24 protein-coding genes are annotated in these 26877 nt (G+C 68.1%); 7 read left to right on the forward strand and 17 right to left on the reverse strand.

Features of this window, described 5'->3' with window-relative positions:
- Positions 1-33 precede the first annotated feature (33 nt).
- Positions 34-1131 carry a ferritin-like protein gene (locus HQN78_RS17500; RefSeq protein WP_227106244.1) on the forward strand — a complete coding sequence of 366 codons (1098 nt, stop codon included), beginning with the start codon at positions 34-36 and terminating at the stop codon, positions 1129-1131.
- A 118-nt stretch (positions 1132-1249) separates the two neighbouring features.
- Here the strand turns inward: HQN78_RS17500 and HQN78_RS17505 are convergent, their stop codons facing one another.
- Together HQN78_RS17505 and HQN78_RS17510 are read right to left on the reverse strand one after the other, a co-directional pair.
- Positions 1250-2557, reverse strand: a complete 1308-nt coding sequence (locus HQN78_RS17505; protein WP_107801443.1) for an ATP-binding protein — start codon at positions 2555-2557, stop codon at positions 1250-1252.
- Positions 2554-3219, reverse strand: a complete 666-nt coding sequence (locus HQN78_RS17510) for a response regulator (protein ID WP_235085207.1) — start codon at positions 3217-3219, stop codon at positions 2554-2556. Before HQN78_RS17510 ends, HQN78_RS17505 begins: the two co-directional genes overlap by 4 nt.
- Before the next feature lie 109 nt (positions 3220-3328).
- Between HQN78_RS17510 and dsbD the strand changes: the two genes are divergently transcribed.
- From dsbD to HQN78_RS17535, 5 genes are all read left to right on the forward strand, one after another.
- Positions 3329-5098: a protein-disulfide reductase DsbD gene (gene dsbD / locus HQN78_RS17515; protein ID WP_235085210.1), complete on the forward strand. Its 1770-nt coding sequence runs from the start codon at positions 3329-3331 to the stop codon at positions 5096-5098.
- A gap of 83 nt (positions 5099-5181) precedes the next feature.
- On the forward strand, positions 5182-6003 hold the full coding sequence (locus HQN78_RS17520) for a TlpA disulfide reductase family protein (RefSeq protein WP_235085212.1): 822 nt from the start codon (positions 5182-5184) through the stop codon (positions 6001-6003).
- Positions 6004-6005: 2 nt separating this feature from the next.
- Positions 6006-6755 carry a thiol:disulfide interchange protein DsbG gene (dsbG, locus tag HQN78_RS17525; protein WP_107801439.1) on the forward strand — a complete coding sequence of 250 codons (750 nt, stop codon included), beginning with the start codon at positions 6006-6008 and terminating at the stop codon, positions 6753-6755.
- Between the two features lie 601 nt (positions 6756-7356).
- The gene (locus HQN78_RS17530; protein WP_235085215.1) at positions 7357-10401 is read left to right on the forward strand and encodes a hypothetical protein; all 3045 of its coding nucleotides are present in this window, start codon (positions 7357-7359) and stop codon (positions 10399-10401) included.
- A 21-nt stretch (positions 10402-10422) separates the two neighbouring features.
- Positions 10423-10620 carry a hypothetical protein gene (locus tag HQN78_RS17535; protein WP_235085217.1) on the forward strand — a complete coding sequence of 66 codons (198 nt, stop codon included), beginning with the start codon at positions 10423-10425 and terminating at the stop codon, positions 10618-10620.
- A 9-nt stretch (positions 10621-10629) separates the two neighbouring features.
- Here HQN78_RS17535 and HQN78_RS17540 read toward each other — a convergent pair whose 3' ends face one another.
- Both HQN78_RS17540 and HQN78_RS17545 read right to left on the reverse strand, forming a co-directional pair.
- Positions 10630-11013, reverse strand: a complete 384-nt coding sequence (locus HQN78_RS17540) for a DedA family protein (protein ID WP_235085220.1) — start codon at positions 11011-11013, stop codon at positions 10630-10632.
- Positions 11007-11258 (reverse strand): hypothetical protein, encoded by a 252-nt coding sequence (locus HQN78_RS17545; RefSeq protein WP_235085223.1) that lies wholly within the window; start codon positions 11256-11258, stop codon positions 11007-11009. Before HQN78_RS17545 ends, HQN78_RS17540 begins: the two co-directional genes overlap by 7 nt.
- A 263-nt stretch (positions 11259-11521) precedes the next feature.
- On the opposite strand from HQN78_RS17545, the gene HQN78_RS17550 reads away from it, so the two are divergent.
- Positions 11522-12979, forward strand: coding sequence for a PLP-dependent aminotransferase family protein (locus HQN78_RS17550; RefSeq protein ID WP_199225968.1), 1458 nt, complete (start codon positions 11522-11524; stop codon positions 12977-12979).
- A gap of 97 nt (positions 12980-13076) precedes the next feature.
- Here the strand turns inward: HQN78_RS17550 and HQN78_RS17555 are convergent, their stop codons facing one another.
- The 13 genes from HQN78_RS17555 to HQN78_RS17615 all read right to left on the reverse strand — a co-directional run bounded on the left by HQN78_RS17555 (position 13077) and on the right by HQN78_RS17615 (position 26780).
- The gene (locus tag HQN78_RS17555; RefSeq protein ID WP_081549478.1) at positions 13077-13469 is read right to left on the reverse strand and encodes a RidA family protein; all 393 of its coding nucleotides are present in this window, start codon (positions 13467-13469) and stop codon (positions 13077-13079) included.
- Positions 13466-13894: a thioesterase family protein gene (locus HQN78_RS17560; protein WP_235085225.1), complete on the reverse strand. Its 429-nt coding sequence runs from the start codon at positions 13892-13894 to the stop codon at positions 13466-13468. The genes HQN78_RS17555 and HQN78_RS17560 overlap by 4 nt, the downstream gene beginning before the upstream one ends.
- A gap of 47 nt (positions 13895-13941) precedes the next feature.
- Positions 13942-14550 carry an aminodeoxychorismate/anthranilate synthase component II gene (locus tag HQN78_RS17565; protein WP_227106229.1) on the reverse strand — a complete coding sequence of 203 codons (609 nt, stop codon included), beginning with the start codon at positions 14548-14550 and terminating at the stop codon, positions 13942-13944.
- A complete protein-coding gene (locus HQN78_RS17570) occupies positions 14541-16055 on the reverse strand; it encodes an anthranilate synthase component I family protein (RefSeq protein ID WP_235085227.1) in 1515 nt (504 codons plus the stop codon). The genes HQN78_RS17565 and HQN78_RS17570 overlap by 10 nt, the downstream gene beginning before the upstream one ends.
- Positions 16049-18814 carry a 3-deoxy-7-phosphoheptulonate synthase gene (locus HQN78_RS17575; RefSeq protein WP_235085229.1) on the reverse strand — a complete coding sequence of 922 codons (2766 nt, stop codon included), beginning with the start codon at positions 18812-18814 and terminating at the stop codon, positions 16049-16051. Before HQN78_RS17575 ends, HQN78_RS17570 begins: the two co-directional genes overlap by 7 nt.
- 113 nt (positions 18815-18927) lie before the next feature.
- Positions 18928-20154, reverse strand: coding sequence for an iron-containing redox enzyme family protein (locus tag HQN78_RS17580; RefSeq protein WP_235085232.1), 1227 nt, complete (start codon positions 20152-20154; stop codon positions 18928-18930).
- Between the two features lie 76 nt (positions 20155-20230).
- Positions 20231-21412 carry an MFS transporter gene (locus HQN78_RS17585; RefSeq protein WP_235085234.1) on the reverse strand — a complete coding sequence of 394 codons (1182 nt, stop codon included), beginning with the start codon at positions 21410-21412 and terminating at the stop codon, positions 20231-20233.
- A gap of 22 nt (positions 21413-21434) precedes the next feature.
- Entirely contained in the window at positions 21435-22502 is a 1068-nt protein-coding gene (locus tag HQN78_RS17590) for a 2Fe-2S iron-sulfur cluster-binding protein (protein ID WP_107801433.1), read from the reverse strand.
- 10 nt (positions 22503-22512) lie between these two features.
- The gene (paaD, locus tag HQN78_RS17595; protein ID WP_235085237.1) at positions 22513-23034 is read right to left on the reverse strand and encodes a 1,2-phenylacetyl-CoA epoxidase subunit PaaD; all 522 of its coding nucleotides are present in this window, start codon (positions 23032-23034) and stop codon (positions 22513-22515) included.
- A complete protein-coding gene (paaC, locus tag HQN78_RS17600) occupies positions 23031-23801 on the reverse strand; it encodes a 1,2-phenylacetyl-CoA epoxidase subunit PaaC (RefSeq protein WP_235085239.1) in 771 nt (256 codons plus the stop codon). Before paaC ends, paaD begins: the two co-directional genes overlap by 4 nt.
- Positions 23798-24079 (reverse strand): 1,2-phenylacetyl-CoA epoxidase subunit PaaB, encoded by a 282-nt coding sequence (paaB, locus tag HQN78_RS17605; RefSeq protein WP_019104274.1) that lies wholly within the window; start codon positions 24077-24079, stop codon positions 23798-23800. Before paaB ends, paaC begins: the two co-directional genes overlap by 4 nt.
- The gene (paaA, locus tag HQN78_RS17610) at positions 24072-25034 is read right to left on the reverse strand and encodes a 1,2-phenylacetyl-CoA epoxidase subunit PaaA (protein WP_235085241.1); all 963 of its coding nucleotides are present in this window, start codon (positions 25032-25034) and stop codon (positions 24072-24074) included. The genes paaB and paaA overlap by 8 nt, the downstream gene beginning before the upstream one ends.
- Positions 25035-25037: 3 nt before the next feature.
- The gene (locus HQN78_RS17615) at positions 25038-26780 is read right to left on the reverse strand and encodes a class I adenylate-forming enzyme family protein (protein ID WP_107801429.1); all 1743 of its coding nucleotides are present in this window, start codon (positions 26778-26780) and stop codon (positions 25038-25040) included.
- Positions 26781-26877 lie beyond the last annotated feature (97 nt).

A 26877-nucleotide genomic window follows, 5' to 3' on the forward strand; every position in this document is an offset into this window, starting at 1 on the left:
TCTTTCAAGGAAACCAAGCCAGGAAACCAAGCCATGCTGAAGATACGTCAAGAACTGATGGCCGAACTGCTTCAGGCCGAGCACATCAACGATGTGCGGACCATGCTGGCCGGCGCGGTGCGGCTGGAGCTGTCCACCATTCCCACTTATCTGACCGCGCTGTTCTCCATCAAGCCCGGCCAGAATCAGGAAGCGCGCGCGCTGGTGCAATCCGTGGTGGTGGAGGAAATGCTGCACATGACCCTGGCCGCCAACACCCTGATCGCCATCGGCGGCAACCCGCGCGTCATCGAAGACGGCCGGGCGCTCAGCTACCCGGGGCCGCTGCCGATGTGCGTGGACACCGGCCTGATCGTCACCCTCAAGGCGCTGAGCCGGCAGCAGGCTCAGGAAGTGTTCATGGAGATTGAACGCCCGGACACCCAGGCCGTCCTGCCCGGAGAGACCCAGGCCTCGGTCGACAACCAGCCCGGCTTCGACTCCATCGGCCGCTTTTACCAGGCCATCCTGGAGCGGCTGCAATATTTGGAAAACCACGGTCACGACTGCTTCGCCCAGCCGCGGCTGGACGAGCAGGTGGACGTCAGCCAGTGGTTCCCGCAGGAGGTGCCGGGCTGTCCGGACGGCAAGGTCTACGACATGGCCAGCGCCCGCGCGGTGATAGACACCATTGTGCGCCAGGGCGAAGGCGTGCAGGTGGAGGACGACTGGATCAACCCCAAGGAAGAAGCCGGCGGCGGCTACGCCCATTATTTCAAGTTTGGCGAGATCTACTACGGCAAGCGCCTGGTGCGCGACGACTCCAGCCCCTCCGGCTGGTCCTACACCGGTGAGCCGGTGCCGCTGGACGAAACCGGGGTGTTCAATCTGCTGCCCAACGCCGCGCTGTCAGACTATCCGGCGGGCAGCGGCGCGGCCGTCAGCGGCGCCCAGTTCTACCAGGCCTACCAGAACCTGCTGGCCGCGCTGGACCGCACCTTCAACGGCCAGCCGCGGGAGTTGGACGCCGCCATCGGCATCATGTACGAGCTGAAGCTGGTGGCGCAAAAAGTGATGCGGAACCCGGTCAACAGCAGCGTGCCGGACGTGGTGGCCGCGCCGCCGTTCATGCTCCGGCATTCGTCGTCCTGAGCGCCTGTTCAATGTCTAGCGCGCCAGGGCGGGAACCGCTGAGACAGCGGGATGCGCAAGGGGCGCATGCGCATTTGAAGGGGCGCTCGCCGCGCCGCGTCCGGCGAAGCGCGGCAGACTATGAAGAGCTTCTGAGCACCGGCAGCGTCAGGGCGGCGCATAGCCCGCCCTCCTCCCCGGCCAGCAGTTCCAGGCGGCCGCCAAAGCGCCCGGCGATCGCGGTGACGATGGACAGGCCCAGGCCGCTGCCGGCGCCGGCATGCCGCCCGCGCCAAAAGCGCTGCGCGGCCTGTTCGCGCTGGTCCGCCGTCAGCCCCGGCCCCTGATCGCGGATTTCAAAGCGCAAACCCTCCTCGCACAGTGCGGCCTCCAAACGCACCGGCGCGTCCGGTGGCGAATACCGCAAGGCGTTGTCCAGCAGATTGCGCAGCGCGGTGGCCGCCAGCGCCTGGGGCAAGGCCAGCGCGGCCTCCGGCAGCGGAGCGCAGACAATGCGCCGCGGCGGCGCGGGCTCCGCGTCGCGCATCGCCAGCCGCGCCACCTCGTCGGCGCAGGCCGGAGGGCCTTCCTCCCAGTCGAAAGCCCCTTCCAGCCGCGCCAGCATCAGCAACTGCCCCAGGGTGTTCTGCAAGCGTTCCGCCCCCTCGGCCGCGTGGGCCAGCGCCTGCGCCGCGTCCGGCCCCTGGGTGATGCGCGCCACTTGCAGATGCGTCTTGATCGCCGTCAGCGGGGTGCGCAGCTCATGGGCGGCGTCGCTGGTCAGACGCCGCTCGCGTTGCAGCGCTTCGCCAACGCGCCGCAAGAGCTGATTCAGGCTGTCCGCCAGCGGCAGCACGTCGCGCGGCAAACCCTGAGTGGCCACCGGCTCCAGCGCTTCCGGCGCGCGGCGCGCCAAGGCGCGGCGCAGCCGCTCCAGCGGCCTCAGCCCCCGGCTCACGCCCAGCCACAAGGCCACCAGACTGCCGGCCAGGGCCGCGATGAAGGGCACGGCGGCGGCCCAGCGGATATCCGTCAACATCGCCTCGCGTTCGGTCAGCCGGTCCGCCGTGGTCACCCGCAAGCCGTTGGCCACCACCGTATAGCTGCGCCAGCGCTCGCCGCGCAGGGTTTGCTCGGCATAGCCCGGCGCCGGGTCCGCGCGGGTATCCGGCGCGCCCGGCGTGCGCGCCAGCACCTCGCCGCGCACGGAAACAATCTGGCACGCGATGCCGGCGCCTATGCCCTCGAAACGCGGCACGGCGCGCGGCGGCGGCGCCGGCAATTGCTCCATCAGGCCGGCCACCATCTGCGCCGACATCGCCAGCCGCCGGTCCAGCGTCAGCCGCATCTGCCGGTCCAGATCATGCAGCGTCCAGGCCGCCACGCCGCCCCACAGCAGGCACAGCGACACCCCTATCCATAACAGCAGTCGCAGACGCAAGCTCATTCGCCGGCCCTGCCGTAGCGGTAGCCCAGGCCGCGCACCGTCTCCACCACCGCCGGCCCCAGCTTGCGCCGCAAATGGTGGATGTGCACGTTCAGGGCGTTGCTTTCGATTTCCTCGCTGTAATCGTAGAGCCGGTCCTTTAACTGCTCGGCGCTGAGAATCCGCTCCCGCGCCTGCATCAAGGCCGCCAACAGCGCCAGTTCGCGGCGCGCCAGCGCCACCGGCCGGCCGTGCAGCCAGACTTCGCCGCGCATCGGGTCCAGCCGCAGCGGGCCGTCCTCGATCACGTCCACGCAACGCCCGGCGGCGCGGCGGCGCAAGGCGTGCAGCCTCGCCACCAGTTCGTCCAGATCAAAGGGCTTGAGCAGATAATCGTCCGCGCCGGCGCGCAGGCCGGCCACCCGGTCTTCCACCGCGTCGCGCGCGGTCAACACCAGCACCGGCAACGCCGCGCCGCGCGCGCGCAAGCGCGCCAGCAAGCGCATGCCGTCCTCGTCCGGCAGCCCCAGGTCCAGAATCATCAAATCGGCGTCCAGCGTCGCCAGCGCCGCCTCGGCCTGGGCCACGCTGCCCACCGCGTCCACCGTCAGGCCGTGGGCGCGCAGCCCGGCGACGATGCCCAGCGCGATCAACTCATTGTCTTCCACCAATAACACCCGCATTCCCGCCTCCTTGTCGCCGCCAGCTTGCCGGCAACGGATTATCCCATTGTTAACGGCGGCTTAATCCCCGGCGCCCAGGCTGTGGGCATTCATCGCCATGGAGACCGCAATGCCGCTTATTTTCCGCAGCCTGTTGCTGCTGCTTTTCCTCTGGATGCCCACCGTCCAGGCGCAAACCGGCTTTCTGCCGCCGGAACAAGCCTTCCGCCTCAGCGTCAGCGAGCTGGGCGACGGCCAGGTCCGCCTGCGCTGGGACATCCGCGACGGCTATTATTTGTATCGCAAAAATATCAAGATCGCGGCCGAACCCGCCGGCAGCGTCCCGCCGCCGGCGATGCCGGCCGGCAAGACCATCCATGATGAATTCTTTGGCGAATCCGAGGTGTATTACCAGCGGCTGGAACTGCTGGTGCGGGCCGGCCAGGCGCGCCGCCTCGCGCTGAGCTGGCAGGGCTGCGCCGAAGCCGGGCTGTGCTATCCGCCGCAGCATCGCGTCGTCGAGCTGTCCGGCGGCGGCCAGGCCGTTAAAACCGCCACGGCGGGGCTTGCCGGCACGGCCCCCGCCGCGCCGGCCCTGGGCGAAGACCAGGCGCTGGCGGCGCGGCTGGCGCAATCCGGCGTCGGCTGGGTCTTGCTGGCCTTCTTCGGCCTGGGCCTGCTGATGACCTTCACCCCCTGCGTGCTGCCCATGGTGCCCATTCTCAGCAGCCTGATCGTCGGCAGCGGCGCCACGCCGCGACGCGGCCTGGTCCTGGCGCTGGCCTTTGTGCTGCCGATGGCGCTGACCTACGCGGCGCTGGGCGCGCTGGCCGCCAGCATGGGCGCCAATCTTCAGGCCGCGCTGCAAACGCCGTGGGCGCTGGGCCTGTTCGCCGCGCTGTTCATCCTGCTGGCGCTGGCCATGTTCGGCGTTTACGAGCTGCAATTGCCGGCGGTGCTGCGCGACCGGCTGGCCATGGCCAGCCAGCGCCAGCGCGGCGGCACCCTGGGCGGCGCGGCGGCGATGGGCGTGCTGTCCGCCTTGCTGGTGGGCCCCTGCATGACCGCGCCGCTGGCCGGCGCCCTGCTCTACATCAGCGACAGCGGCGACGTGCTCAAAGGCGGCCTGGCCTTGCTGGCCATGGGCCTGGGCATGGGCGTGCCGCTCTTGCTGGTGGGCGCGCTGGGGGCCAAACTGCTGCCGCGTCCCGGCCTGTGGATGAACCGGGTCAAAGCGGTGTTCGGCTTCCTGCTGCTGGGCATGGCCATCTGGTTCCTCGACCGCGTGCTGCCCCCGGCCGCCAGCCTGGCCTTGTGGGGCGCGTGGCTGTTCGCCGTCGCCGTCGGCCTGCTGACGCTGAGCCGGCCCTGGCGCGCCAGCCCCGGCCAATGGACGCTGCGCGGCGCGGCGGCGCTGCTGGGCCTGTGGGCGGCGGCGATGCTGATCGGCGCGGCCGCCGGGCAAAGCGATCCGCTGCGGCCGCTCGCCTTCGTCTCCTCCGCGGCCGCGCCCGCCACCGACATGGAACAACTCGGCTTCGTCACCGTGCGCGATGTCCGCGCGCTGCAACAGGGCCTGGACGAGGCCGCGCGCCAAGGCCGCTGGGCGCTGGTGGACTACTACGCCGACTGGTGCGTGGCCTGCAAGGAAATCGAGCACAAGGTGTTTGGCGATCCCCTCGTGCGACAAGCGCTGGCCGGCATGACGCTGCTGCGGCCCGACGTGACCGAATCCGGCCCGGACAGCGCCGCGCTGCTGGCCTCGCGCCAGGTGATAGGACCACCCACGCTGTTGCTGATCGGCCCGGACGGCCAGGAGCGCCGCGCCCAGCGCATCGTCGGCGCGCTGGGCCCGGACGCCTTTCTCGAACGCCTGAGCCAGGCGCGGCGGGCCCGCTGAATCTTTTGGAAAGGACCCAGTCTATTCAAACGTTTAAAAAAATAGCCACCGCCACCCCGCTCCGCGCGGCACAGGACTGAACCATGCTTGCTTTCAACCTTGGCCCGCTGGCCATTCCGGTCAGCCTGGCCATCATCGCCGCCGCCTGGCTCACCGCCCACGGCGCCGGCCTGCTCGCCGGCCGCGGCCGCCGCGTCAGCGTGGCGGCCCACCTCAACGACATGCTGCTGTGGGGCTTCGTCGCCGCGCGCGTCGGCTTCGTCCTGTACTGGTTTTCGCTGTACTCGCAGCGGCCGCTGGCGGTGCTGGATCTGCGCGACGGCGGCTTCCTGCCCTGGGCCGGCGTCGCCGCCGCGCTCGCCCTGGCCGCGTGGCGCGGCTGGCGTCGGCCGGAGCTGCGCCGGCCGCTGGCCGTCGCCATCCTGAGCGGCGCGCTGGTCTGGGCCGGCGGCGCGGCGCTGCAAGAAGGGCGAACCAAGGCCTCGCTGTCCGCCCGCGTGCTGCCGCAACTGGACGGCACCCCGGCCTCGCTGCCGACGCTGGCCGGCGGCAAGCCCATGGTGCTCAATCTCTGGGCCAGCTGGTGCCCGCCCTGCCTGCGGGAAATGCCGCTGCTGCAAGACGCCCAGCGGCAAAGGACCGACGTGCGCTTCGTCTTCGCCAATCAGGGCGAGGACGAAGTCGCGGTGCGCGAGTTCTTCCACAAGCAGCCGCTTCGGCTCCGGCATGTGCTGCTGGACCCGGCCGGCGCCCTGGGCCGGGAGTACGGCTCGGCGGCGCTGCCCACCACGCTGTTTTTCGACGCCCGCGGCCAATTGCAAACCATACATCTGGGCGAACTGTCCGAAGCCACTCTGGCCAGCAAGCTGCAATTGCTGGGCGGCGCGCCCGCTTCCAAGGAATAAACATGAACGCACCGCTGATCCGAGGCCTGGCGCCGCTGGCGCTCTGGCTGAGCCTGAGCGCCCACGCCGCGCCGCCTCAAGCCTGGCCGGCGCCCATTCAGGCGCTGGAAGCCCAGGGCTATGAAGTCCTGAGCAGCTTTCCCGGCCCGTCCGGCCTGACCGGCTACGCCGCGCTCTACCTAGGCCGGCCGCAGGCCGTCTACCTGACCCCGGACGGCCGACAGGCCATCGTCGGCAACGTCACCGACGCCCGCGGCGACAAATGGAAGCCCGAGCTGCTGGACCGGCAGTTCGGCGCCGCGCTGTGGCGGCAGTTGGAAAGCAGCCACTGGATCGCCGACGGCAAGGACGGGGCCCCGCGCGTGGTCTACACCTTCACCGATCCCAACTGCCCGTATTGCCGGCAGCTCTGGCGGGACGCCCGGCCCTGGGTCCAGGCCGGCAAGGTCCAGATCCGCCACATCCTGGTGGGCCTGCTGGCCGAGGACAGCCCGGCCAAGGCCGCCGCCCTCCTGGCCGCGCCGGACCCGGCCGCCGCGCTGGCGCGCCACGAAGCCGGCGATTCGGTGCGGCCGCTGGCCAAGCCGCCGGCCGCCGTCGGCGCCAAACTGGCGGTCAACCAGCGGCTGATGGAGCGCTTCGGCGTGTTCGCCACCCCTGCCTCCTTCTACCGCGACGCCCAGGGCCGGCTGCAAAAAATCCAGGGCGCGCCCGCGGCGGCCGCGCTGCAACAGCTGCTCGGACCGCGCTGAACCCCTCGCTCTCACCACCGCTGAATTGAACAAAACTTGCAAGCCCGCCGGCAACGCCGGCGGGTATCTTTACGCCAACAAACAGCGCTAGCCCCGTCCAAGCCGAACACCCCACCTTGCTTAGAACCTGTTTACGATCTGCTACGCATCGGCGATACGGCGTTGAAAACGTCTTCAAAATGCTCATGTACCGTATGTACACTCCGCTTTTTCAGCCGTTTTCGCCTTGTCTCGCCCTTTCTCGCGAGACCGTAAACAGGCTCTTATAGCAACACCCTCGCCCGGCCTGCCACTCAGCCAATCCGCTGCCCTCAATTCAGTCTTGCCTCCCGCATGCCAATTTAAGGATCAAGCCATGCCCAGCCCCATTCACGCCAACCGAACCTCTTTCTCCCTGAACACGGCAACGGCCTCTCAACAGACACCGCTCCAGGTGGCCAGCGGCCCCCTGGCCAGCCGGCTGCGAGGCATCTCGGCACAAACTATTCAACCCGTGCTGCGACAAACGGTGCCGGAGAGCGCCAAAACACTGAGCGAACCCCAATGGCGGCAATACTCATCCCGCGTGGCGGAAAAACTGACGGGCATACAGCAAGCAGAAATGTCGCTAGGCCTGGCCTACATGATGAATATGAATGAAAACGCCGGCCAACTCCCCGGAGAGAAAGCCAAAGCGCTGGAGCAACTGCTGGCACGCAACAATCAGGCGGGGGGCTCAGCCAGCCAACGCTGGCGAGCGGATACTCAAAAAGAAATCGAGCTGCTCAAAGCCGCGGATGCCAAGAACAGCGCAGTGGGACATACCTCCATCGCCTACGCCAATCTGGACGACTCCGCCAATCCGGGCTATGTCCGGGCCTATATGGCGGTATACGCCAAATCCACCGGGGACAACTTCAAGGATGTCGGCCAAAATCCAGACGGCAGCCTGAACGCCAGCGGCAAAGCGTTATGGATAGGCTTCGGCACGCCCCACCGCGCCTTGGGCTATTTGATGAAGTACAAAATGGCGGGGGCGGAAAGCCCGCTGATTCGCAGCTTTCTGGTCGACAAGCAGTTTTTGGAACAACAGCTGGGCAAGACGGAATCCGAGCCGCTGCGCGCCAAGCAAAGCGCCGCTGAGAAAAAACAGGTGAGCGGACAACACCTGATGAATGTCGACACCAAAGAGTTCAACCAGTTCGAAGTCAAAACCACCGCCAGGCGCGAGCAGGTGGAAACCTTGCAAATTCGCGACAAAAAAACCGGCGAGCTCCTTGAAAAAACCATCAAGAAATCCAAGGAAGGGAAATCCGAACTTATTCAAAGTCTGCTCGCCCACGCCAAGCCAGGCTCTTTGGAAACGATTGGCTACTCCTCTGCGCAAGCACAACACAATGACGCCAAAGAAGGGGTCTTCGTCGACATCGCCCGCTTTCACCAACAACTTGGATTTGACCCCGAGCATGGAGCGGTTGCATTCGGCGCGGATCATCTGCTCAATCTCAGCAAGGACAGCAAAGGCGACTGGGGCTTCGATACACCTACCGTTTTCCAAGACAAGGTTGTGCAATGGAAAAGCTTTTTCCACATGCTCGAATCGCTGGACACCCCGGAAACCGCCGAGTTGCTGGCAGACCCCGCCATTAACGAACGCTTTCAGTCCATGCTGCGGGACGTGCTGAGCGCCAACCGCCTGATGCCGGACGATATGAGCTTCGAGCCCGACGCGCCCAAGCAAAGCGATACCGAGCAAGCGCGCGCCCAGCAACTGGCCCGCCCCTTAACCTCCGGCGCCCAGAAACTGCAACAGATCATCGCCAACGCGGAAACCCAGTCGCCATTACGGCAACTGGAGGCCATTAGCCGGAAAAACAGCTTTGGCCAATTCGAATTGAATCAGCAATTGCTTCGCAGCCTGAATTACAACCAGGCTTGGGACCGTCAACTTGGAGTCGAACTCAACGAAGCCTATCTGCAACTGCTGCAAGCCTTGGCCCAAGACCATGGGCAAACCGTGGCCGAGAAAACCGCCAAGCTGCTGCGCTCTCCCGACAATGGCAAACTCACTCTGGGCAAGCTGACTGGCTACTACCAGTCCGTGCTGGAGCACGGAAAGGCTCACCCGGAGCTGCTGGATGCGCTCAAATCCTTGCTCAACACCATAGACAGCCAGGCCAGCCCCGCCACCATGGCCAAGCTGACCGCAAAGATCCAGAAACAGTTGGACAAGATGCTGCGCGAGCGCGCCGGTCAGATGCCGGCCGCCCAAGCGCTCACCCTGAGCGCCATCAATGATCGATTGGAAAACATCAAGGAACGCGGCCTCGCGCTTGCAAGCCGACAAGCCGCCGCCGAAGCTCAACGCGAAGCCTTCCAACAGCAGCAGCAACAACGGTCGGCGCAGCTGCAGCAAGTGGCCAGCCATTACGGACTTGAAGTGCCTCGCTATATGCGCGATCAATTGAAACCCATCCACCTGGAACTGGCCGCCGCCCTGCACGCAGACTTCGAACGCCAAGCGGGGCAATTGCGCGCAAGTAGCCAAGACAAACAGAACATCGCTCTTGGGCACGCTCGGCAACTGGCACAGGGCTATAACGCCAACACGGAGGCCAAGCAAGCTCAGTTGACGCAGCTCCAGTCCCAACAGGACAAAGCAGGCCAAAAAACACTGAAGCAAGAATTGAAAGCCAACGCCAAAGCACTGGATGCGGTGCATAACGAGGCCTCTCGCATCAGCGGACAACACCGCCGCGAACTGGATTCCGCGCTCAGCGCTCTGACACGCGCCGGTAGGGAGCAATTAGCCAAGCAACTACTGGCCAGCGGCGTCTACCTGGAGCACCCCGCCGCGGAGAAAGCCGCGCTGGAACGCTGTCTGCAATCCGACGCCGCGCAACGCATCGTGGCCAAGGCGGTGGACGAAGCCAAGGACTTCAGCGGCCAGGTAAACAAGCACAAAGCCATTGAGCTGGCCAGCCGGCGACTGGTAGACCATGTGATGAGCGACAGCTTTTTCCGTGAAAAGATGAGCCAGATTGGACAAAGTTTCGCCAATCACGCGCAAGCGGCCCCTGAAGCCGGCGCCAGCGCAGCCGACATCCCATCCTTGAGGCAGGCTCAATCCGCCGCAGGCAGCGAAGCCGAGCGGCAGGTGGCGGAAACCGCGCAGCAGCAAGTCAAACAGCAGGCCAAGACCGTGGCGGAAGAGCTGGCGCGCAAGCAGGCCGAAACTTCGGCCCGACAAGAGGCGGAACGCGTCGCCAAACAACAGGCGGAGCAGGCCGCTCAAGAACAGGCCGAGCAAGCTGCGCGGGAGCAAGCGGAACGAGCCGCGCGCGAGCAGGCCGCCAGCGCGGCTCGCCAGCAGGCGGAGCAAGCCGCGCGCCAACAGGCGGAAGCCGCCGCCAGACAACAGGTGGAAGCGGCGGCTCGCGCCAGGGCGGAAGAAATATGGGTGCGCGACTTCAATCGCAAGATGGAACCGGCGGACACCAACTTGCTACACGCCCGCCTGGGCATGCTGAAAGACGAGCATGAAGAAATCCGCGTGAACAATGCTCTGGAAAATGCGCCAAGAGTGCCCAAAGCCAGCCCAGCCAGCGCGACCCGAGTCCGCCAGGCGGAAGCGCTAACGGCCGATGGCAAACCCCGCATTCTCTGACGCAAGCCTCAAGATCATTCCATGAACATCGCCGGCGGCGCGGGCCTTAAGTCCGCGCCGATCGACGTCAAGGCCGGCTGCGCCGCGATCATGGCGCAGCTCTTGCGAACCGTCTCATCAGCGGCAACCCGGCGCGCGGTCCCTGGCGCGGCGCTGACATTCTCGGAGGCTGTTCACAGCTTGCCGCGCGCCGGCGAAATGGATAGAAATGGACGTTGAAACCGGCTGTCAGCCTGCCTGACGGCGGCTGCGCCGCCACTGCCACAAGGGCGGCAGCAAGAGCAGCGCGACCATGCCCAGCACCAGCCACAGCATATTGTCCTGCACCCACGGAATCGCTCCCAGCCAGTAGCCCATGGACACCAGCCCGCCGCACCAGATCACCGCGCCCAACACGTTGTAGCAGGCGAAGCGGCGCGGACACATGCCGGACAAGCCGGCCAGAAACGGCGCCACCGTGCGCACGATGGGCACGAAACGGCCGATGGTGATGGTGGGCGCGCCGTAGCGGTCGAAAAAAGCCTGGGTCTTGGCCAGATGCTGGGGCTTGACCCAGCCGCGCCGGATCAGCGTCTGCCCCAGGGCGGAACGGCCGATGCTGTAATTCAGCAAATCCCCAGGATGGCCGCCAGCGTGATCAGCCCCATCGGCCACCACGGCGACACCCCCTGCGCGCCCAGCAAGGCGCCGGTGGCGAACAAGAGCCCGTCGCCGGGCAGGAAGGGCAAGACCACCAGGCCGGTTTCGCAAAACACGATGGCGGCCACGATCCACACCCCCAGCGCCCAGTTCTGCGCCAGCAGGGACATCAGATTCTCATCGCCGAACAACCAGCTCAGAAACCCCATGGTCAACACACTGCTCTCCTTGCCTCAATGAATTCGTCGCGTCTAATGCTTGACCGCCGCGCCGGGCGGATGTTTCCCCGGTCTGAGGGCGCGGCCGCGGAATCTTAATTTGACATAGGCATATTGTTTTGTTTTTAATGATGACAGCAAATGTCAGAATTGATTCTGCAACGGCTATCGACTTTCAAACTAAACCGCTTTCAGGAAGCCGCCATGCCTCAGTTGCCGCAAGCCCCCTTCTTATCCCCCTGTCCGCGCGCGGGAGCGCCGACGTGAGCGCCGGCCTTGCCGCCCCGGAGCTATCCAGTCAGGACGACGCGCTGCCGCTGTACCGCCAAGTGTATCAACGCTTCATCCAGGCCATCAGCCAGGGCAGCCTGACGCCGGGACAACGGGTGCCGTCCATACGCGCGCTGGCCGGCGAGCTGCAAGTGTCGCGCAATACCGTGGAATTGGCTTACGAATTATTGATAGGCGAAGGTTATCTGGAGGCGCGCGGCCAGGCCGGCACCGTGGTGTCGCCGCGGCTGGCGGAAGTGCGCATGCAGCAGCCCCGCCCGGCGGACGCGCCGGCGCCGCGCCCGGCCAGCCTGTCCTTGTTCGATTCCGCCTCCGACTGGCAGCCCCTGCCCTATCAGCTGGGCTTGCCGGCGCTGGACCTGTTCCCGCGCAAGCTGTGGGCCAGCCTGAACACCCGCCAGCTGCGGCTGCAAAACCGTTTTCTGTCCTACCCCCAGCCGGCCGGCTACGGGCCGCTGCGCGAGGCCATCGCCGCCTATCTGCACCTGTCGCGCGGGCTGGACTGCTCGCCGCAACAGGTCTTCATCACCGCCGGCTACCGCGGCGCGCTGAATTTGATCGGCCGCACCTTGTTGCGGCCGCTGGACCAGGTGTGGATTGAAGACCCCTGCTTCCCGCCCAGCCGCCACCTGATGGCGGAAATGGGCGCGGAGCTGGTGCCGGTGCCGGTGGACCGGGACGGCATGCAGGTGGCCGTCGCCAAGGAGAGGGCGCCGCACGCCCGTTTCGCGCTGGTGACCCCGGCGCATCAAAGCCCGCTGGGGGTGTCGCTGTCCCTGGTGCGGCGTCTGGAGCTGCTGGCCTGGGCCGAGCACAACAACGCCTTCATCATCGAAGACGATTACGACAGCGAATACCGCTACGACGGCCGGCCGCAGCCGGCGCTGGCCAGCCTGGGGGCCAACGACAACGTGCTCTACGTCGGCAGCTTCAGCAAGGTGCTGAGCCCGGCGCTGCGCCTGGCCTATCTGGTGGTGCCCAAGCCCCTGCTGACGCGCTTCAACGCCGCCTGCCACACCTGGCACGACGGCTGCCCGCTGTTGAATCAGGGGGTGGTGGTGGATTTCATGCAGGAGGGCCACTTCATCCGCCATCTGCGCAAGATGCGCTCCGCCTACGCGCAGCGCCGCGAGCTGGTGATCGCCAGTCTGCGGCAGGCGTTCGGCGAGCGGATGAGTTTCGACGTGCCGGCCTGCGGCCTGCATTTGCTGGCGCGGCTGGATCGCTCGGAGGACGACATCGCCTTGGCGCAACGCGCCAAGCGCGAGCGCTTCGGCATCGCCGCTCTGTCGGCGCGGGCGCTGGAGGCGGATTGCGGCAAGGGGCTGTTGTTCGGCTTCGCCAACGTGGCCACGCCGGAGCAGGCCGCGCAACAGGCGCGGAATCTGCGCCTGTGCCTGGAAGGCCGGTCCTTGCCGTCGGGCGGCTGAGAACCTGTTTACGATCCGCCGCGCGTCGTCGATACGGCGTTGAAAACGGCGGGGCTTGGCGGGCGTCGCCCAAGGGCCCCGTCCGGCCCAGCAAGCCTCAATCCGGAATCACCGCCGTCGCCTCGATCTGCACCTTGGCGCCCGGCACCATCAAGGACGCCACCTGGAACGCGCTCATCACCGGGAAATGGCCGATCAGCTCCCGGTAGGCGCGGCCCACTTCGCGGGCCTCGGCGAAATAAGCGTCGCGGTCGGACACATACCAGGTCAGCCGCACCAGGTGCTCCGGCCGCGCGCCGGCCTCGGCCAGGACCGCCACGATGTTCTTCAGGATCTGGATCGCCTGCTCGGCGTAGCCCGGCCCCACCAGCTTTTCTTCCGCGTCCCAGCCCAGTTGGCCGGAGGTGAACACCAGGGTGCCGCGCGCGGCGATGCCGTTGGCGTAGCCGCGCGGGCGCGCCCATTCCGGCGGTTGCAGGATTTGCATCATGCCGCCGCCTCCTCCAGCAAGCCGCTCAAGGCGGCGCGCACGTCGGCCGGGGCGTCGATGGCGGCGCCGCTGTCCAGCGAGATGTGCACCAGCACCTGGCGGCAGCGCAGCCGCAGTTCGCCGTTGGCGTGGCCTTCGATGTCCAGGGTCAGCGAGCTGCCGCCCAGCCGCGCCACGCGCAGCTGCAGCGTCAGTTGGTCGCCCTGGCGGGACGGGCGCAGGAATTCGCAGTCCAGCTTGACGATGGGCAGGCCCAGCCGGCGCGGGCCGATGAAGTCGGCGAAGCTGATGTCCAGCCCTTCGGTGAACCAGTCTTCCACCAGCCAGTTGCTCAGCACCAGGTATTGCGGGAAGTAAACGATGCCGGCCGGATCGCAGTGGGAGAAGCGGATCGGGTAGGCCTTGGAAAAATGGGGGTCTTGCATCTTGTCGCTTTCTTGGCGTGGGCGGCCCTCGCCGCCCCTTGTGTGGGTCAGACGGCTTCGGTTTCCGCTTGCGCGGCGCGCTCCGCCAGCCGCAGATAATTGCCCAGCATGCTGAGCCCTTGTTCGGTCAGCACCGATTCCGGATGGAATTGCAGGCCGTGAATGGGCAGGCTGCGGTGGCGCAGCGCCATGATCTCGCCCCGGCCGCCGTCGGCGCGCAGCGCCCAGGCGGTGGCGACCAGCTCTTCCGGCAGCGCGTCCGCCACCAGCGAGTGGTAGCGCGCCACCTTGAGGCCGTCGGCCAGGCCTTCGAACAGGCCCTCGCCGTCGTGATGGATGCGCGACACTTTGCCGTGCAGCACTTCGTCGGCGCGGCGCACTTGCGCGCCGAAGGCGGCGGCGATGCACTGGTGGCCCAGGCAGATGCCAAGGATGGGCAGGCGGCCGGCGAAGCGGCGGATCGCCGCCAGCGACACCCCGGCCTCGGCGGGCGAACAGGGTCCGGGCGAGACGATCAGCGAGCGCGGCCGCAGCGCTTCCATCTCCTCCAGGCTGATCTCGTCGTTGCGCCTCACCATGATGTCGGCGCCCAGCATGCCCAGGTACTGCACCACGTTGTAGGTGAAGGAATCGTAGTTATCGATCATCAAATGCATATCGCCTCCTCTTGCCGCGCCGCCGCGGCCAGCTTGGCCGCCAGCAGCATCAACCGGCTTTTTTCCAGGGTTTCCTGCCATTCGCGCTCGGCCAGCGAGTCCTGCACCACGCCGGCGCCGGCCTGCACGTGCAGCCGGCCGTCTTGCAGCACGCCGGTGCGTATGGTGATGGCCTGATCGGCGTTGCCGCGCCAGCCGATATAGCCGATGGAGCCGCCGTACACGCCGCGCGAATGCGGCTCCAGCTCGGCGATCACTTCCAGCGCCCGCACCTTGGACGCGCCGCTGAGGGTGCCGGCCGGGAAGGTGCTCTTGAGCACGTCCAGCGCCTGCGCCTGTTGCGGCAGCTTGCCGGACACGGTGGAAACGATGTGCATGACGTGGGAGAAGGGCTCCACGGTCAGCAGTTCGTCCACTTGCACGCTGCCCAGCTCGGCCAGCCGGCCCAGATCGTTGCGCGCCAGGTCCACCAGCATCATGTGTTCGGCGATTTCCTTGGGATCGGCCAGCAGTTCGCGGCGCAAATCCTGGTCTTCCGCCGCGTCCGCGCCGCGGCGGCGGGTGCCGGCCATCGGCCGGCTGGTGATCCGCTCGTCTTGCTGGCGGAACAGCATTTCCGGCGAGGCGCCGACGATCTGGGCGTCGCCCAGATTGAGCAGATAGCGATAGGGGGTTTCGCCCAGGCCGGACAAGGCCCGGTACAAGGTGGGCGCGTCGGCGGCGAAGGGCTGGCTCATGCGCTGGGACAACACCACCTGCATCACGTCGCCGGCGGCGATGTAGTCCTTGATCCGGCCCACCGCCTGCTGGAAGTCCTCGCGCGCAAAGGCGTAATCCAAGGCGGGATCCGCCGTCGCGTCCGCGGCGAAAGCCGGCGGCGGCGCGGACGGCTCCGCCAGCAGCGCGCGGGTTTGCTCGCACAAGCGCAGCAAGCGCTGTTGGCCGCGGGCGTAGCCGGCCGCCTCGGTAGATTCGTGGACGATGCAGTAGACGCTGGCCTGCTGGTGGTCCAACACCAGCAAGTCCAGGCTCAGCCATTGCAAGGCGTCCGGCAGCGCCAGCCCGGAGGGCTTGCGCGGCTGGCGGCGCAGCCGCGGCTCGATCAGGCGAGTGGTTTCGAAGCCGAAATAGCCGAACAGGCCGCCGGAAAACGGCGGCAAGGCGCTGAAGTGCGGCGCGCGCCAGCCTTGTTGCAGCTTGGCCAGCTCCGCCAGCGGGTCCGCGCACTCCAGTTCGCGCAGCAGCTGGCCGTCGCGCCAGTGGCGCAGCCGGCCCTCGTCCAGCTCCACCCGCTCGCGGCAGGGCAGGCCGATCACCGAATAGGCGCGCTGAAACGCGCCGTCCCGCCAGTGACCGGTTTCAAACAGATAGTCCTGACCCTGGTTGGCCAGCGCCTGGTACAGCGCCAGCGGGTCCGCGCCCGCCGGCAGCGGCAGGGTCCGCCACAGCGGCGCCAGGCTGAAGCCGTGGTCGCCGTAACGCAGAAACGCCTCTTCGCTCAGCATACTTTTTCCTCCTTGCGCTCCGCCTGCTCTCGGGCGGCCAGCTGCGCCATCGCGCGCCGGTCCGGCTTGCCGTTCTTGTTCAGCGGAATCTCCTCCAGCGCCAGCACCAGCGCCGGGCGCTTATAGCTTTCCAGATGAGCTTCCAGCGTGGCGTGCACCAGGCGCACCAGCGCCTCGCTGTCGTCGCCGGCGCGCAGGATCAGCGCCGGGCGGGCTTCGCCGTCGCGGTCCGGCGCGGCCACCACGTAGGCGTCACCCAGTTCCGGCAGCAACGCGGCCAGCAGGTTTTCGATTTCCACCGGCACCACCCAGCGGCCGAACACCTTGAAGCGGTCGTCCTCGCGGCCGTGGAAGCTCAGATAGCCGTGCTCGTCGCGGCTGAACAGATCGCCGGTGCGATACCAGCCGTCCTGGAAGCGCTCTTGCTCTTCCTGCGGACGCCGCCAGTAGCCCAGCGCGCGGCTGGGCGCCTTGACCAGCAGCACCCCGCATTCGCCGGCCGGCGCGTCCCGGCCGTCGGCGTCGACGATGCGCGCCTCCCAGCCCGGCAACATGCGGCCGACGCTGCCGGAACGCAGCGCGTCCGGATAGCTGGTGGCGAACACATGGCACATTTCGGTGGCGCCGATGCCGTCGTGCAGATCGAAGCCGAAACGCTGACGCCAGCGCCGCGCCAAAGGCGCGGACAGCGGGGCGCCGGCGGAGAAGGCCAGCCGGATCGCCACGTCGGACGGCTCCAGGCCGTGTTCCAGCAGCAGCCGGTACAGGGTGGGCACGGCGAACAATACGGTGGGGCGGAACTGGCGCAGCACGCCGGCCACGCGTTCGGCCGACGGCCAGGCGCCGTCCAGCACGCCGCAAGCGCCCAGATACAGCGGGAAGAACAGGCTGTTGCCCATGCCATAGCCAAAGAAGGATTTGGGCACCGAGTACAACACGTCGTCCGCGCCCAGCCGCAGCTGGCCGGCGGCGAAGTGCGAGCACACCGCCAGCATGGAACGGGCGCTGTGCACCACGCCCTTGGCCTGGCCGGTGCTGCCGGAGGTGTATTGGATCAGCGCCGGCGCGTCTTCCGGCTGGCGCGCGAAATCGTCCCAATCGTCGTCGGGGCTGTCGCCGGCCAGCCATTCCAGATGAGCGCCGGCGTCCAGCAGCCGCAGCTTGGCCGCGGCCGGCCACACCGCGATCTGCGAGGACTGGCCCAGGCACAGCGCCGGAGCGGCGTCGGCCAGCAGATGGTGGAGCGAGGCGGCGTCCAGCCGCGGATTGGCCACCACCGGCAGCGCGCCCACCGCCAGCGCGGCGTAAAAGGCCACCGCCAGCTCCGGGCCGTCGTCCAGCGCGATCAGCACGCGCTCGCCGGCGGCCACGCCTTCGGTTTGCAGCCAGGCGGCCTGACGGCGCAGCGCGCGGTTGAGCTGGCGGTAGCTGAGGCTGAAGCCGGGGCCGACGAAGCAGAGCCGGTCGCTGTCCGGCCGGCTGGCGGCCAGGCGCTCGGCCAGATTGATCAGCGGTTCCGGCGCGGCGACGTCTTGCGCCGGCCGCGCCGCCGCGCCGGAGGGCTGGGTCAGCGCGGCGATCAAGCGGTCTGTCAGCGCCAGCGCCTGGCGCGGATTGAGCCGCGGGTCGCAGCTGCTGTGGTAGGCGCGGCCCAGGTCTTCCTCGGCCAGCGCCTCCGGTCCGCCCAGGCATTCGGTCACGTCCAGGGCGCTCAATTCCAGGTGCACGCCGCCGGCGTGGCTGCCGCATTCGCGGTGGGCGGCGAGGAAGGCCTCCACCTCGGCCAGGATGTCTTCATAGCGCCGGGTCTTCACGCCGTTGGCCGCTTGCACGCCGTTGCCGTGCATCGGGTCGCACAGCCACAGCACTTGGCGGCCTTCGGCGCGCACCGCGTCCAGCAGCGCCGGCAGGCGCTGGATCTGCGCCGCGCCGAAGCGGGTGATCAGGGTCAGCCGGCCGGCCTCGTTGTCCGGGTTCAGCGCGTCGATCAGGCGCAGCAGTTCCTCGCGCTCCATGCCGGGGCCCACTTTGACGCCGACGGGATTGTTCACGCCGCGCAGGAATTCCAGATGCGCGCCGTCCAGCTGGCGGGTGCGTTCGCCCACCCACAGGAAATGGCCGGAGCCGCAATACCAGTCGCCGCGCTCGTCCTGCTGCAGCTGGGCCTGTTCATAAGGCAGCAGCAGCGCTTCGTGGCTGACGTAGTAGCCGCTGTCGCGCGGCGCGGCCTCGCGGTCCAGGCCGCGCAGATAGTTGAGGCTGGCGGCGGCGTGGAAATAGGCGGATTCCAGCCGCTGCGGGTCGTGGGCGCGCGCGGCGGCGGCGAATTCCACGCCGTTGATGATGTCGCCGCGATAGCTGGGCAGGCTCAATCCGCCCAGCGCTTCCTGCGGCTGGCTGCGCGGCTTGGCGTACTGGCCGGCGATGCGGCCGATGCGCAGCACCGGGCGCTGCAGCGCCTGGCCCAGGTCCGCGGCCATGCGTTCCAGCAGGCGGTAGTGGCCGCCCAGCACGTCCGGCCGCAGGCCGGCGAAGCGCTCGGCGCAGTCTCCGGCCTGGATGACGAAGCCCTCTCCCCGCGCCACGCCGGCCAGCGCGGCGCGCAGCCGGCGGATTTCGGCGGAAGGCACCAGATTGGGATAGGCGCTCAGACGCGACAGCACGGCATGCAGCGCGGCGCCGTCGTCGTAATCGGGCATTTGTGTGTGCGGTTTCGCCTGCCAGCTACTTGGGCTCCAGGCTTTGGATAGTGTCAGCATCGTGATCTCGTTTATCGGGTGCTGATTGGGAAAAGCCCGCCCGGCAAGAGCCGCTTGCGCCGGGCAAGGCTGGCGGGCCGCGCCGCCCGGGGGGCGGGAGACGCGGCCGGGCTTCAGGCGCTCAGTTCCTCGCGCAGTGCGATGCCGCCCAGGTTCTGCAACAGGGGCGCGTTCTCGCAGGCCAGGTAGACGCACTCCTCCGCGCCGGTGTTGACGTGCTGGTGCTCGGCCCAGACCGGCACGTAGATGGCGTCGCCGGCGCGCCACGGCACCTGGCGGTCGCCGATGCGGGAATAGCCCTGGCCCTGGGTGACGTAGATCACCGTCTCGTAGTTGTGGCGGTGCAGGCGGGTGGACTCGCCCTCTTCCAGCCGGCCTATGGTCAGGCTGATGGTGCGGCTGGGCAGATCGACGATGTGCACCTTGTGCTTGCGCTCGGAGGAGAAGGCCTGGTCGCCGCCCTGGCTGGCCGCCATCACCTGCTCGTGGCTCAGCCGCGCCGGCAACTGGGCCTGCAACTGGCTGGGCACGCGCCAGAAATCGGCGGAGGAGAAATGGCCGGCCGGGGCCGGGGCCGGGGCCGGGGCCGCGGCGGGCGCGGCGGGCGCGGCGGCCGGCTGCGCCTGGCAATGCGCCCAGATGGCGTCGAACATCGCCACGCGGCGGGCGATCAGCTCGCGGCCCACGGCGATGGCCTGCTCGCGGCGCGCGTCCTGGTCCAGGGTCAGGCGCTGCATGATGGCCAGCATGGTCAGCGCATGGTCTTCGTCTTCCTCGATGTGCAGGCTGAAGAACTCGGTGGCGTCCTCGCCGAAGCCGTGGTGTTGCAGCGCTTGCAGGATGGGGCGGTAGATCAGCGGCACGATGGCTTCCGCGCCCAGGCACATCGCGGCCAGGCCGGCCAGCGCGTCCGAGGACTGGCAGTGGCCCATCATGGTGTCCACCATCGCCAGGGTCTGCGGCAGCGGCGCGTGCGAGGCCGGCGCCGCGCCCACCACGCGCAAGGTGCGCTGGAACATTTCCGCGTGGGTGATGGCGCTGCCGCCGTCCACGCCCATTTCCTCGCGCATGTTTTCCATCAGCGCCATCACGTCGGCCGGGTCGCTCAGCTGGCCCATCAGCGCGCACAGATAGCGGGTGAAGTGGCGCGAGTAATGGCTGTGCTGAACCAGCAGGGTGCGCACGGTGGCCAGGCTGGCCTCATTGCGTTCCAGCGCTTGCAGCAGCGGGTGTTCCACCAGGCCCTGCAGGTCTTCCTCTTTCAGCCAATCGGCCCAGATCAGGCTCATGCCTGCGATCAACGGGGTCTTGCTGCCGCTTTTTTCCAACAATGCTTCCATGTCCATCTCCCAATCGAAGTGTGCGGTTCGCGGCGCGGAAAGCGCCGCGGCGTCCAGGTGTTGCGGTGTTGCGAAATCAGGCCCGGGCAAAGCGCAGCGCCGGGTTGCGCCAGCTCAGGAACAGCAGCCCGGCGGCGGCGCAGCCGGCCGGGAACAGATACATGCCGGCCCAGCCCAGCCGGTGGATGGCGACGCCGCCCAACCAGGAACCGAGCGCGGCGCCGAAGAAGAAAACCGTCATGAACAGGCTGTTCAGCCGCGAGGCGGCGGCGGGGTCTATGCCCAGCACCCGGCCCTGGGCGATGGTCTGCACCGAGCGCACGCCCAGATCGGTCACCATCAGGAAGATCACGATCATCAGCACCTGGCTGCCCAGCCAGACGCCGGCCAGCGAGGTGGCGGCGATGCCGACGCCCAGCAGCGCGATCACGCCGTGCCAGTCCAGCCGGCGCTGCAGCCATTGCGCTAGCCACGGCGCGCGCAGCGCGGCGATGGAAGTGAAGGCCAGCAGGCCGGTCTGACCGGCGTTCCAGTTCAGGGTGGCGTGGGTCAGCGAGGACAAATTGGCCCAGATGCCGTTGGAGGCGGCGAAGAAGCAGGCGGCCACCAGCGCCAGCCGGCGCAGCTCCGGCAGCTTCAGCCACAGCGCGCCCTGCTGGCTCAGCATGCGGCCGTAGCGCAGCTGGCCGGCCAGCGGCACCTCGCCGATGCAGCCGCGCAGCGCCAGGCCGATGACGAAGGTCAGGGCGCCCACCGTCAGATAGATGCCGCGCCAACCGATGTGCTCGCCGCCCCAGCCGGCCAGCACCCGCGCCAGCAGCAGGCCGGCGAACAAGGAAGTGAGCAGGCTGCCCACCACCCGCCCGCGCTGCTCCGCCGCCAGCGCCTTGGCGCTGTAGGCCAGCAACAGCTGGCCTGCGATGGACAGCAGGCCGGCCAGGCCGCACAGCAGCACCATCAGCCACGGCGACGGGGCGATGCCCACCAGCAGCAGCACCGCGCCCAGCGCCAGCATGGTGGCGGGGATCAGCCGGCGCGGCGCGATCATGTCGCCCAGCGGCAAGCCCAGGATCAGGCCGGCGCCGTAGCCGAACTGGGTGGCCACCGACAGCCCCCACAGCGAGTCCGCGGACAGGCCGAAGGAGACGGCGATCAGCTGCGTCATCGATTGGTGGTAGACCACCGCCGCCACGGAAAACCCGGTGGCCAGGCAATAGAGGGTCAGCGCCCAGCGGGACAGGGCGTTTTGAGAGGTCATGATGTGTGTCCTTAGGCGCGGATCAGTCGAATGACAGCGCCAGTGTTGAAGTCAGCGGGCGGCTGCGGCAGCTGAGCACATAGCCGGCGGCCACCTCCTCGGGCGCCAATGCGTGCGGCGCCTCCATGTCCACTTCGCCGGCCAGCACCTGGCAGCGGCAGGTGGCGCAAACGCCGGCCTTGCAGGAGTAGCGCGGCGTGACGCCGGCTTGCAGCAAGGCGTCCAGCAGGTTGTCCACCGGCGCGCCCAGTTCCACCTGGCGCTGCATGCCGTCCATCCTCACCGTCACCCGCACCCGCTCCGGGCTGTCCGCCAACGCGCGCTCGGCGCGGGCCGGACCGGCGGCCGGGGCCGCGGCGTAGTGTTCGCTGCGGACGCGTTCCGGCGGCAGGCCGCTCTCGCTCAGCGCCTGGCTCACCGCCGCCATCATGCCGGCCGGGCCGCAGACGTAGGCGTGGTCGATGGAGGCCGCCGGCAGGCAGCCGCGCAGCAGCGCCAGGCAGCGCTCGCGGTCCAGCCGGCCGTTGAACAGCTCGATGTCCTGCTCTTCCGCGCTGAACAGATAGATCAGGGACAGACGCGCCGGGTAGCGGTCCTTCAGCGTCGCCAGCGTTTCGCGGAACTGCAGCGAGGCCAGGTTGCGGTTGCAATAGACCAGGGTGAAGCGGCTGAGCGGCTCGCGCAGCAAGGTGGCCTGCAAGATGGACAAGACCGGGGTGATGCCGCTGCCGGCGGCGAAGCCGGCGTAATGGCGGGCCGTTTCCGGCGCCGCCGGCAGGCCGAAGCGGCCGGACGGCGGCAAGGCCTCCAGCATCGCGCCCGGCCCCAGGCTGGCGTGCGCCCATTGCGAGAAGCGGCCGCCGGCCACCCGCTTGATCGCCAGCTGCAGCTTGGGCGCGTCCGGCGCGTTGCACAGCGAATAACTGCGGCGCACTTCCTCGCCGTCCAGCCAGGCGCGCAGGGTCAGATGCTGGCCCGGCTCGTGGCGGAAGCGGTCGCGGTGTTCTTCCGACGGCTCCAGCGTCAACAGCAGACTGTCCGGCGTGTCGCGCTGGATCTCGGTCAGCTGCAAAGGGTAAAACTGCGGCATGGCGGCTTCCTCATAAACTCTTGAAGTGCTCGAACGGATTGCGGCAGGCCTCGCACTGGTACAGCGATTTGCAGGCGGTGCCGCCGAATTCGCCCTGCGGGCGGGTGGCGTCGGAACCGCAGCGCGGACAGGGCACCCGCGGCGCGGAGACGGCGACGAAGCTCAGCCGCTGCCAGCCCGGCTCCGCCGGCAAGGGCGGGGCGATGCCGGCGGCGCGCAGCTTGGACCGGCCGCTTTCGCTGAGCCAGTCCGTGCTCCAGGCCGGGTGCAGCCGCGTTTCCAGCCGCACCGCCTCCACGCCCCGGTCTTGCAGGGTCTGGCGGATATTGCTGTCTATCTGCGCCTTGGCCGGGCAGCCGCTATAGGTGGGCGTCACCACCACGCGCAGCGCGTCGTCCTCCCAGCGCACGTCGCGCACGATGCCCAGGTCCACGATGGAGACATAGGGCATCTCCGGGTCCGGAATGCCGGCCAGCCACTCCCATACGCGTTCGGTGCCGCTTTGCACCTCCAGGCCGTGCACCCGGCTCACCAGCCGGCTCCCGGATGGGCGCGGGTCAGGAACTGCATCTCCATCAGCAGGGCCACCAGCGCTTCGCCGTGAGCACCGCGCTTGCCGCCGCTGACCGCCGGCGCCGCGCGCGGCGGCTCCAGCGTGGCCGCGGCCAGCACTTCGTTGACGTAGGACAGCCATTCCGGATACAGCGCGGCCAGGTCGCAGCCCACGCCCTGGGCCAGCATCGCCTGCTCCAGTTCGTCCATCTCGAACAATTCGCCCACGTAATGCCAGCAGCGTTCCAGCGCCAACCGGCAGAATTCGCGGCTTTGCCGGCTGCCGTCGCCCAGCCTCACCACCCAGCCGCTGCTGCGGCGCAGGTGGTAAGTGGCCTCTTTCAGCGCCTTGGCGGCGATGGCGGCCACTTCCGCGTCCGCCGAATCCGACAGCTCGCGCAGCAGCAGGCAATGCCAGCTGTCGAACAGGAACTGGCGCATCTGGGTGTCGGCGAAATTGCCGCGGGTCAGCTCCACCAGCAACACGTTGCGGAAGGCCTGGGCGTCGCGGCCATAGGCCAGATCGTCCTCGCTCTGCGCCGGCGTCAGCCCGCGACCGGCGGCGTCCAGCCACAGCCGCGCCTGGCCCAGCAGGTCCAGCGCCACATTGCTCAGCGCCAGGTCTTCTTCCAGCGTGGGCGCGTGGCCGCACCATTCGCACAAGCGCTGCGACAGGATCAGCGCGTTGTCGCCCAGGCGCAGCAGGTATTCCGCGCGCAGGTTTTTCAATTCCGGATGCAGGGTCACAGGTGTTGCACTCCCTCTGGCACCTCGTAATAGGTGGCGTGGCGGAAACCCTTGTCCGCCGCGGTCTCGAACCACGGCGCGCGCTCCACCTCGCCGCTGCTCACCAGGTCTTCGGCGGCCACCAGCCACAGGCTGACGAACTCGCCGCGGCGGGTGAACACATCGCGCGCGTGCTGCAGCGCCATCGCCGCGTCGCTGGCCTGCACGCTGCCCACGTGGCGGTGCGCCACGCCGTTCTGGCTGCGCGCGAACACTTCCCACAGCTTCCACTCATGCATCTCGTTCTCCTTGCGGCCCCGCCGCCAGCTTGGCGGCGTGGCAGGCGGCGGCTTCTCGCACCCAGGCGCCCTCGTCCCAGGACCGGCGACGGCTGGCGAGACGCTCGCGGTTGCACAGGCCCTGGCCCCGGATCACCCGGTTGAATTCGTCCCAGTCGATGCGGCCGATCTCGTAATGCCCGGTGTCCGGGTTGAAACGCAGATCCCGGTCCGGCACTGTCAGGCCCAGGTGCAGCACTTGCGGCACGGTCTGATCGACGAACTTCTGGCGCAGGGTGTCGTTGGAATACAGCTTGACGCCCCAGCGCATCGAGCGCTGCGAGTGCACCGAATCCTCGTCCGGCGGGCCGAACACCATCACCGTCGGCCACCACCAGCGGTTGAGCGCGTCCTGCGCCATCCGACGCTGCGCCGGCGTGCCCTCCGCCAGCCGCCGCACCAGATCGAAACCCTGGCGGTGGTGGAAGCTCTCCTCCTGGCAGATGCGCACCATGGCGCGGGCGTACGGGCCGTAGGAACAGCGCGACAAGGGCACTTGGTTGACGATAGCGGCGCCGTCGGTCAACCAGCCGATCATGCCGACGTCCGCCCAGCTCAAGGCCGGATAATTGAAAATATTCAGATACTTGGCCTCGCCGGCCAGCAGCTGCCCGTAAGCCTGCTCCCGGCTCAGGCCCAGGCTCTCCAGCGCGCTGTACAGATACTGGGCGTGGCCGGCCTCGTCCTGCACCTTGGCCAGTAGGATGCATTTGCGGCTGAGGCTGGGCGCGCGGGTGATCCAGGCGCCCTCCGGCAACATGCCCACGTATTCGGAATGGGCGTGCTGCGCCATCTGCCGCTGCAAGGTGCGGCGGTAGGCCTCCGGCATCCAGTCCTGCGGCTCTATCTTTTCGCCGCCGTCTATCCGCTGTTGAAACGCCTGCTCCAGCGCTTCCAGGTGCTCCGTCGTCGCCATCGGTCAGCCCCTCAGGTAATCCAGCAGGCTTTGCGGCTCCGCCGCCGCCTCCGGCTGGCGGTCCAGGGACTGGTTCCAGCGCAGCGCGCTGAACACCTCGCGCAGGCCGTCGTCGTAATCGCGCTGCCAGCTCCAGAACTGCTCGCGCGCCACGCGCTTGAGCACCTTGCCGGTGGAGCCCACCGGCAGCGCGTAATCGTCGCCGAGCACGCCCACGCACACGGTGTAGTCCGGCAGCGCGCCGCGGCCCTTGAACGGGAAGCAGTCCAGCGCCTGGCGCAGCACCTCGTCCGCGTCCAGCGCCGCGCCGGCCTTGCCGCGCGCCAGCACCAGCACCGCCTCTTCGCGCGTCGGCCCGCGCGAAACGCCGATCACGCTGACGTCGAACAGATCCGCATGACTCAGCAAATGCTCTTCCAGCAGCAAGGTGTAGGCCGGCTCGCCCAGCGGCGTCGGCACCGCGTCCACGATGCGGTCCAGGTGCACGAACTCGCCGTTGTCCAGGCGCAGGCCGATGTCGCCGGTCAGCCAGTAGCCGTTCAGCGTGGTCAGCGCGGTCAGATGCGGCTGGCCGTAATAGCCCGGCGTTACCGTGGGGGAACGCACGCCGATATAGCCCGGCTGGCCGTCAGGCAACAACTCGCCCTGCGGGGTGAGCACGTCGCAGCGCGCGTAGGACGCCGCCGCGCCCACGGTGCGCTTGCTGGCCACCTGTTCCGGCGTGGACACCTTGAAGAACTGCGACATGCCCAGCTCGGACGCGCCAAACATATCGGTGAAGCGGCCCCGCGGCGCCAGGCGCAGCAGTTGGCGGATATGCGCCTCGTGCGCGGTGTCGCCGGTGTTGTAATAACGGCGCACCGAGTCGAAATAGCCGTCCGGCAGGTTCAGTTCCGCGAAGGAGGCGTAAGTCTGGGAAAACGCGGTGACGATGGTGGGCTGGAAACTGGCGATCAGATTGGCCGCCACTTGGCCGGTTTGCGTCGCCAGCGCCAGCGCCGGCAATTGCAGCATGGTGGCCGTCATCAGATAGCTGACGCCGGCCGCGTGGGTGGGCGGCATCGCGGTGGCCAGCTTGTCCTCGTCTTGCTCGACAAAGCCGCGCAGGCGCTCGCGCTTGCCGTTGAAGAACTGCGCGTGGCCAAACAAGACCGCCTTGGGAATGCCGGTGGTGCCGGAGCTGTGGCACACCATCACGATGTCCTCGTCCTTCACCGCCGCCGGCCAGCCGGAGGCCGGCAGCGGCGCCAGCGCCACCGCCGCGCCGGCGTTGAAGCCCGCGTCCAGCGCGGTGAGGCCGCGCAGCGCGCCGGCCAGATCCCAGCGCGCGTCGGTTTCCTTGTCGTAGACGAACACGTCGAAGCGGTTGCGCTGCGCGTACAGCGCCGCGATGTCGGCGCGCAGATGGCCGTTGATCAGCACCGGCACGCAGCCCAGGCTGCCCAGCGCCAGGAAATGCAGGAAGGACGGAATGCCGTCGCCCAGGAACAAGCAGACATGCCGCCCCGCCTGGATGCCCTGCTGGCGGTACCAGGCCGCCAGATCGCTCACCAGATGGAACAGGCTGTCCAGGGAAAAGGACTGATAGGCGTTGCCGCGCGGGCCGATAAAAGGCTTTTCCAGGAACAGATAGTCTTCCCGGCTGCCGCCGTAGGCGGCGTGGGCCTTGAACAGGAAATTGCCGGCGCCCAGTTCCGGATCGTTGAACAGCGCGTCCCAGGCTTGCTTTTTAATCAGGTGGTCCATGTCGGTGTGTGTCTGCTGGCGTTGGTTTAGCCCGCCGCTTGCGGCCAGGCGGGTGGGGGGACTGTCTGCGAGCCCGCTCGCGCTCTCGCGAGCGGAC

Origin of the sequence: Chromobacterium sp. Beijing, from assembly GCF_021496765.1 — a bacterium.
In the GTDB taxonomy this organism is placed as follows: Bacteria; Pseudomonadota; Gammaproteobacteria; order Burkholderiales; family Chromobacteriaceae; genus Chromobacterium.

Coding starts and splice junctions, on each gene's coding strand:
- HQN78_RS17615 (WP_107801429.1), bottom strand. CDS start 26,780: ATGGACCACCTGATTAAAAAGCAAGCCTGGGACGCGCTGTTCAACGAT.
- HQN78_RS17530 (WP_235085215.1), top strand. CDS start 7,357: ATGTCGCTAGGCCTGGCCTACATGATGAATATGAATGAAAACGCCGGC.
- HQN78_RS17520 (WP_235085212.1), top strand. CDS start 5,182: ATGCTTGCTTTCAACCTTGGCCCGCTGGCCATTCCGGTCAGCCTGGCC.
- HQN78_RS17570 (WP_235085227.1), bottom strand. CDS start 16,055: ATGCTGAGCGAAGAGGCGTTTCTGCGTTACGGCGACCACGGCTTCAGC.
- dsbD (WP_235085210.1), top strand. CDS start 3,329: ATGCCGCTTATTTTCCGCAGCCTGTTGCTGCTGCTTTTCCTCTGGATG.
- HQN78_RS17535 (WP_235085217.1), top strand. CDS start 10,423: ATGAACATCGCCGGCGGCGCGGGCCTTAAGTCCGCGCCGATCGACGTC.
- HQN78_RS17580 (WP_235085232.1), bottom strand. CDS start 20,154: ATGGAAGCATTGTTGGAAAAAAGCGGCAGCAAGACCCCGTTGATCGCA.
- dsbG (WP_107801439.1), top strand. CDS start 6,006: ATGAACGCACCGCTGATCCGAGGCCTGGCGCCGCTGGCGCTCTGGCTG.
- HQN78_RS17510 (WP_235085207.1), bottom strand. CDS start 3,219: ATGCGGGTGTTATTGGTGGAAGACAATGAGTTGATCGCGCTGGGCATC.
- paaB (WP_019104274.1), bottom strand. CDS start 24,079: ATGCATGAGTGGAAGCTGTGGGAAGTGTTCGCGCGCAGCCAGAACGGC.
- HQN78_RS17505 (WP_107801443.1), bottom strand. CDS start 2,557: ATGAGCTTGCGTCTGCGACTGCTGTTATGGATAGGGGTGTCGCTGTGC.
- HQN78_RS17555 (WP_081549478.1), bottom strand. CDS start 13,469: ATGATGCAAATCCTGCAACCGCCGGAATGGGCGCGCCCGCGCGGCTAC.
- HQN78_RS17590 (WP_107801433.1), bottom strand. CDS start 22,502: ATGCCGCAGTTTTACCCTTTGCAGCTGACCGAGATCCAGCGCGACACG.
- HQN78_RS17500 (WP_227106244.1), top strand. CDS start 34: ATGCTGAAGATACGTCAAGAACTGATGGCCGAACTGCTTCAGGCCGAG.
- HQN78_RS17560 (WP_235085225.1), bottom strand. CDS start 13,894: ATGCAAGACCCCCATTTTTCCAAGGCCTACCCGATCCGCTTCTCCCAC.
- HQN78_RS17575 (WP_235085229.1), bottom strand. CDS start 18,814: ATGCTGACACTATCCAAAGCCTGGAGCCCAAGTAGCTGGCAGGCGAAA.
- HQN78_RS17585 (WP_235085234.1), bottom strand. CDS start 21,412: ATGACCTCTCAAAACGCCCTGTCCCGCTGGGCGCTGACCCTCTATTGC.
- HQN78_RS17565 (WP_227106229.1), bottom strand. CDS start 14,550: ATGCATTTGATGATCGATAACTACGATTCCTTCACCTACAACGTGGTG.
- paaA (WP_235085241.1), bottom strand. CDS start 25,034: ATGGCGACGACGGAGCACCTGGAAGCGCTGGAGCAGGCGTTTCAACAG.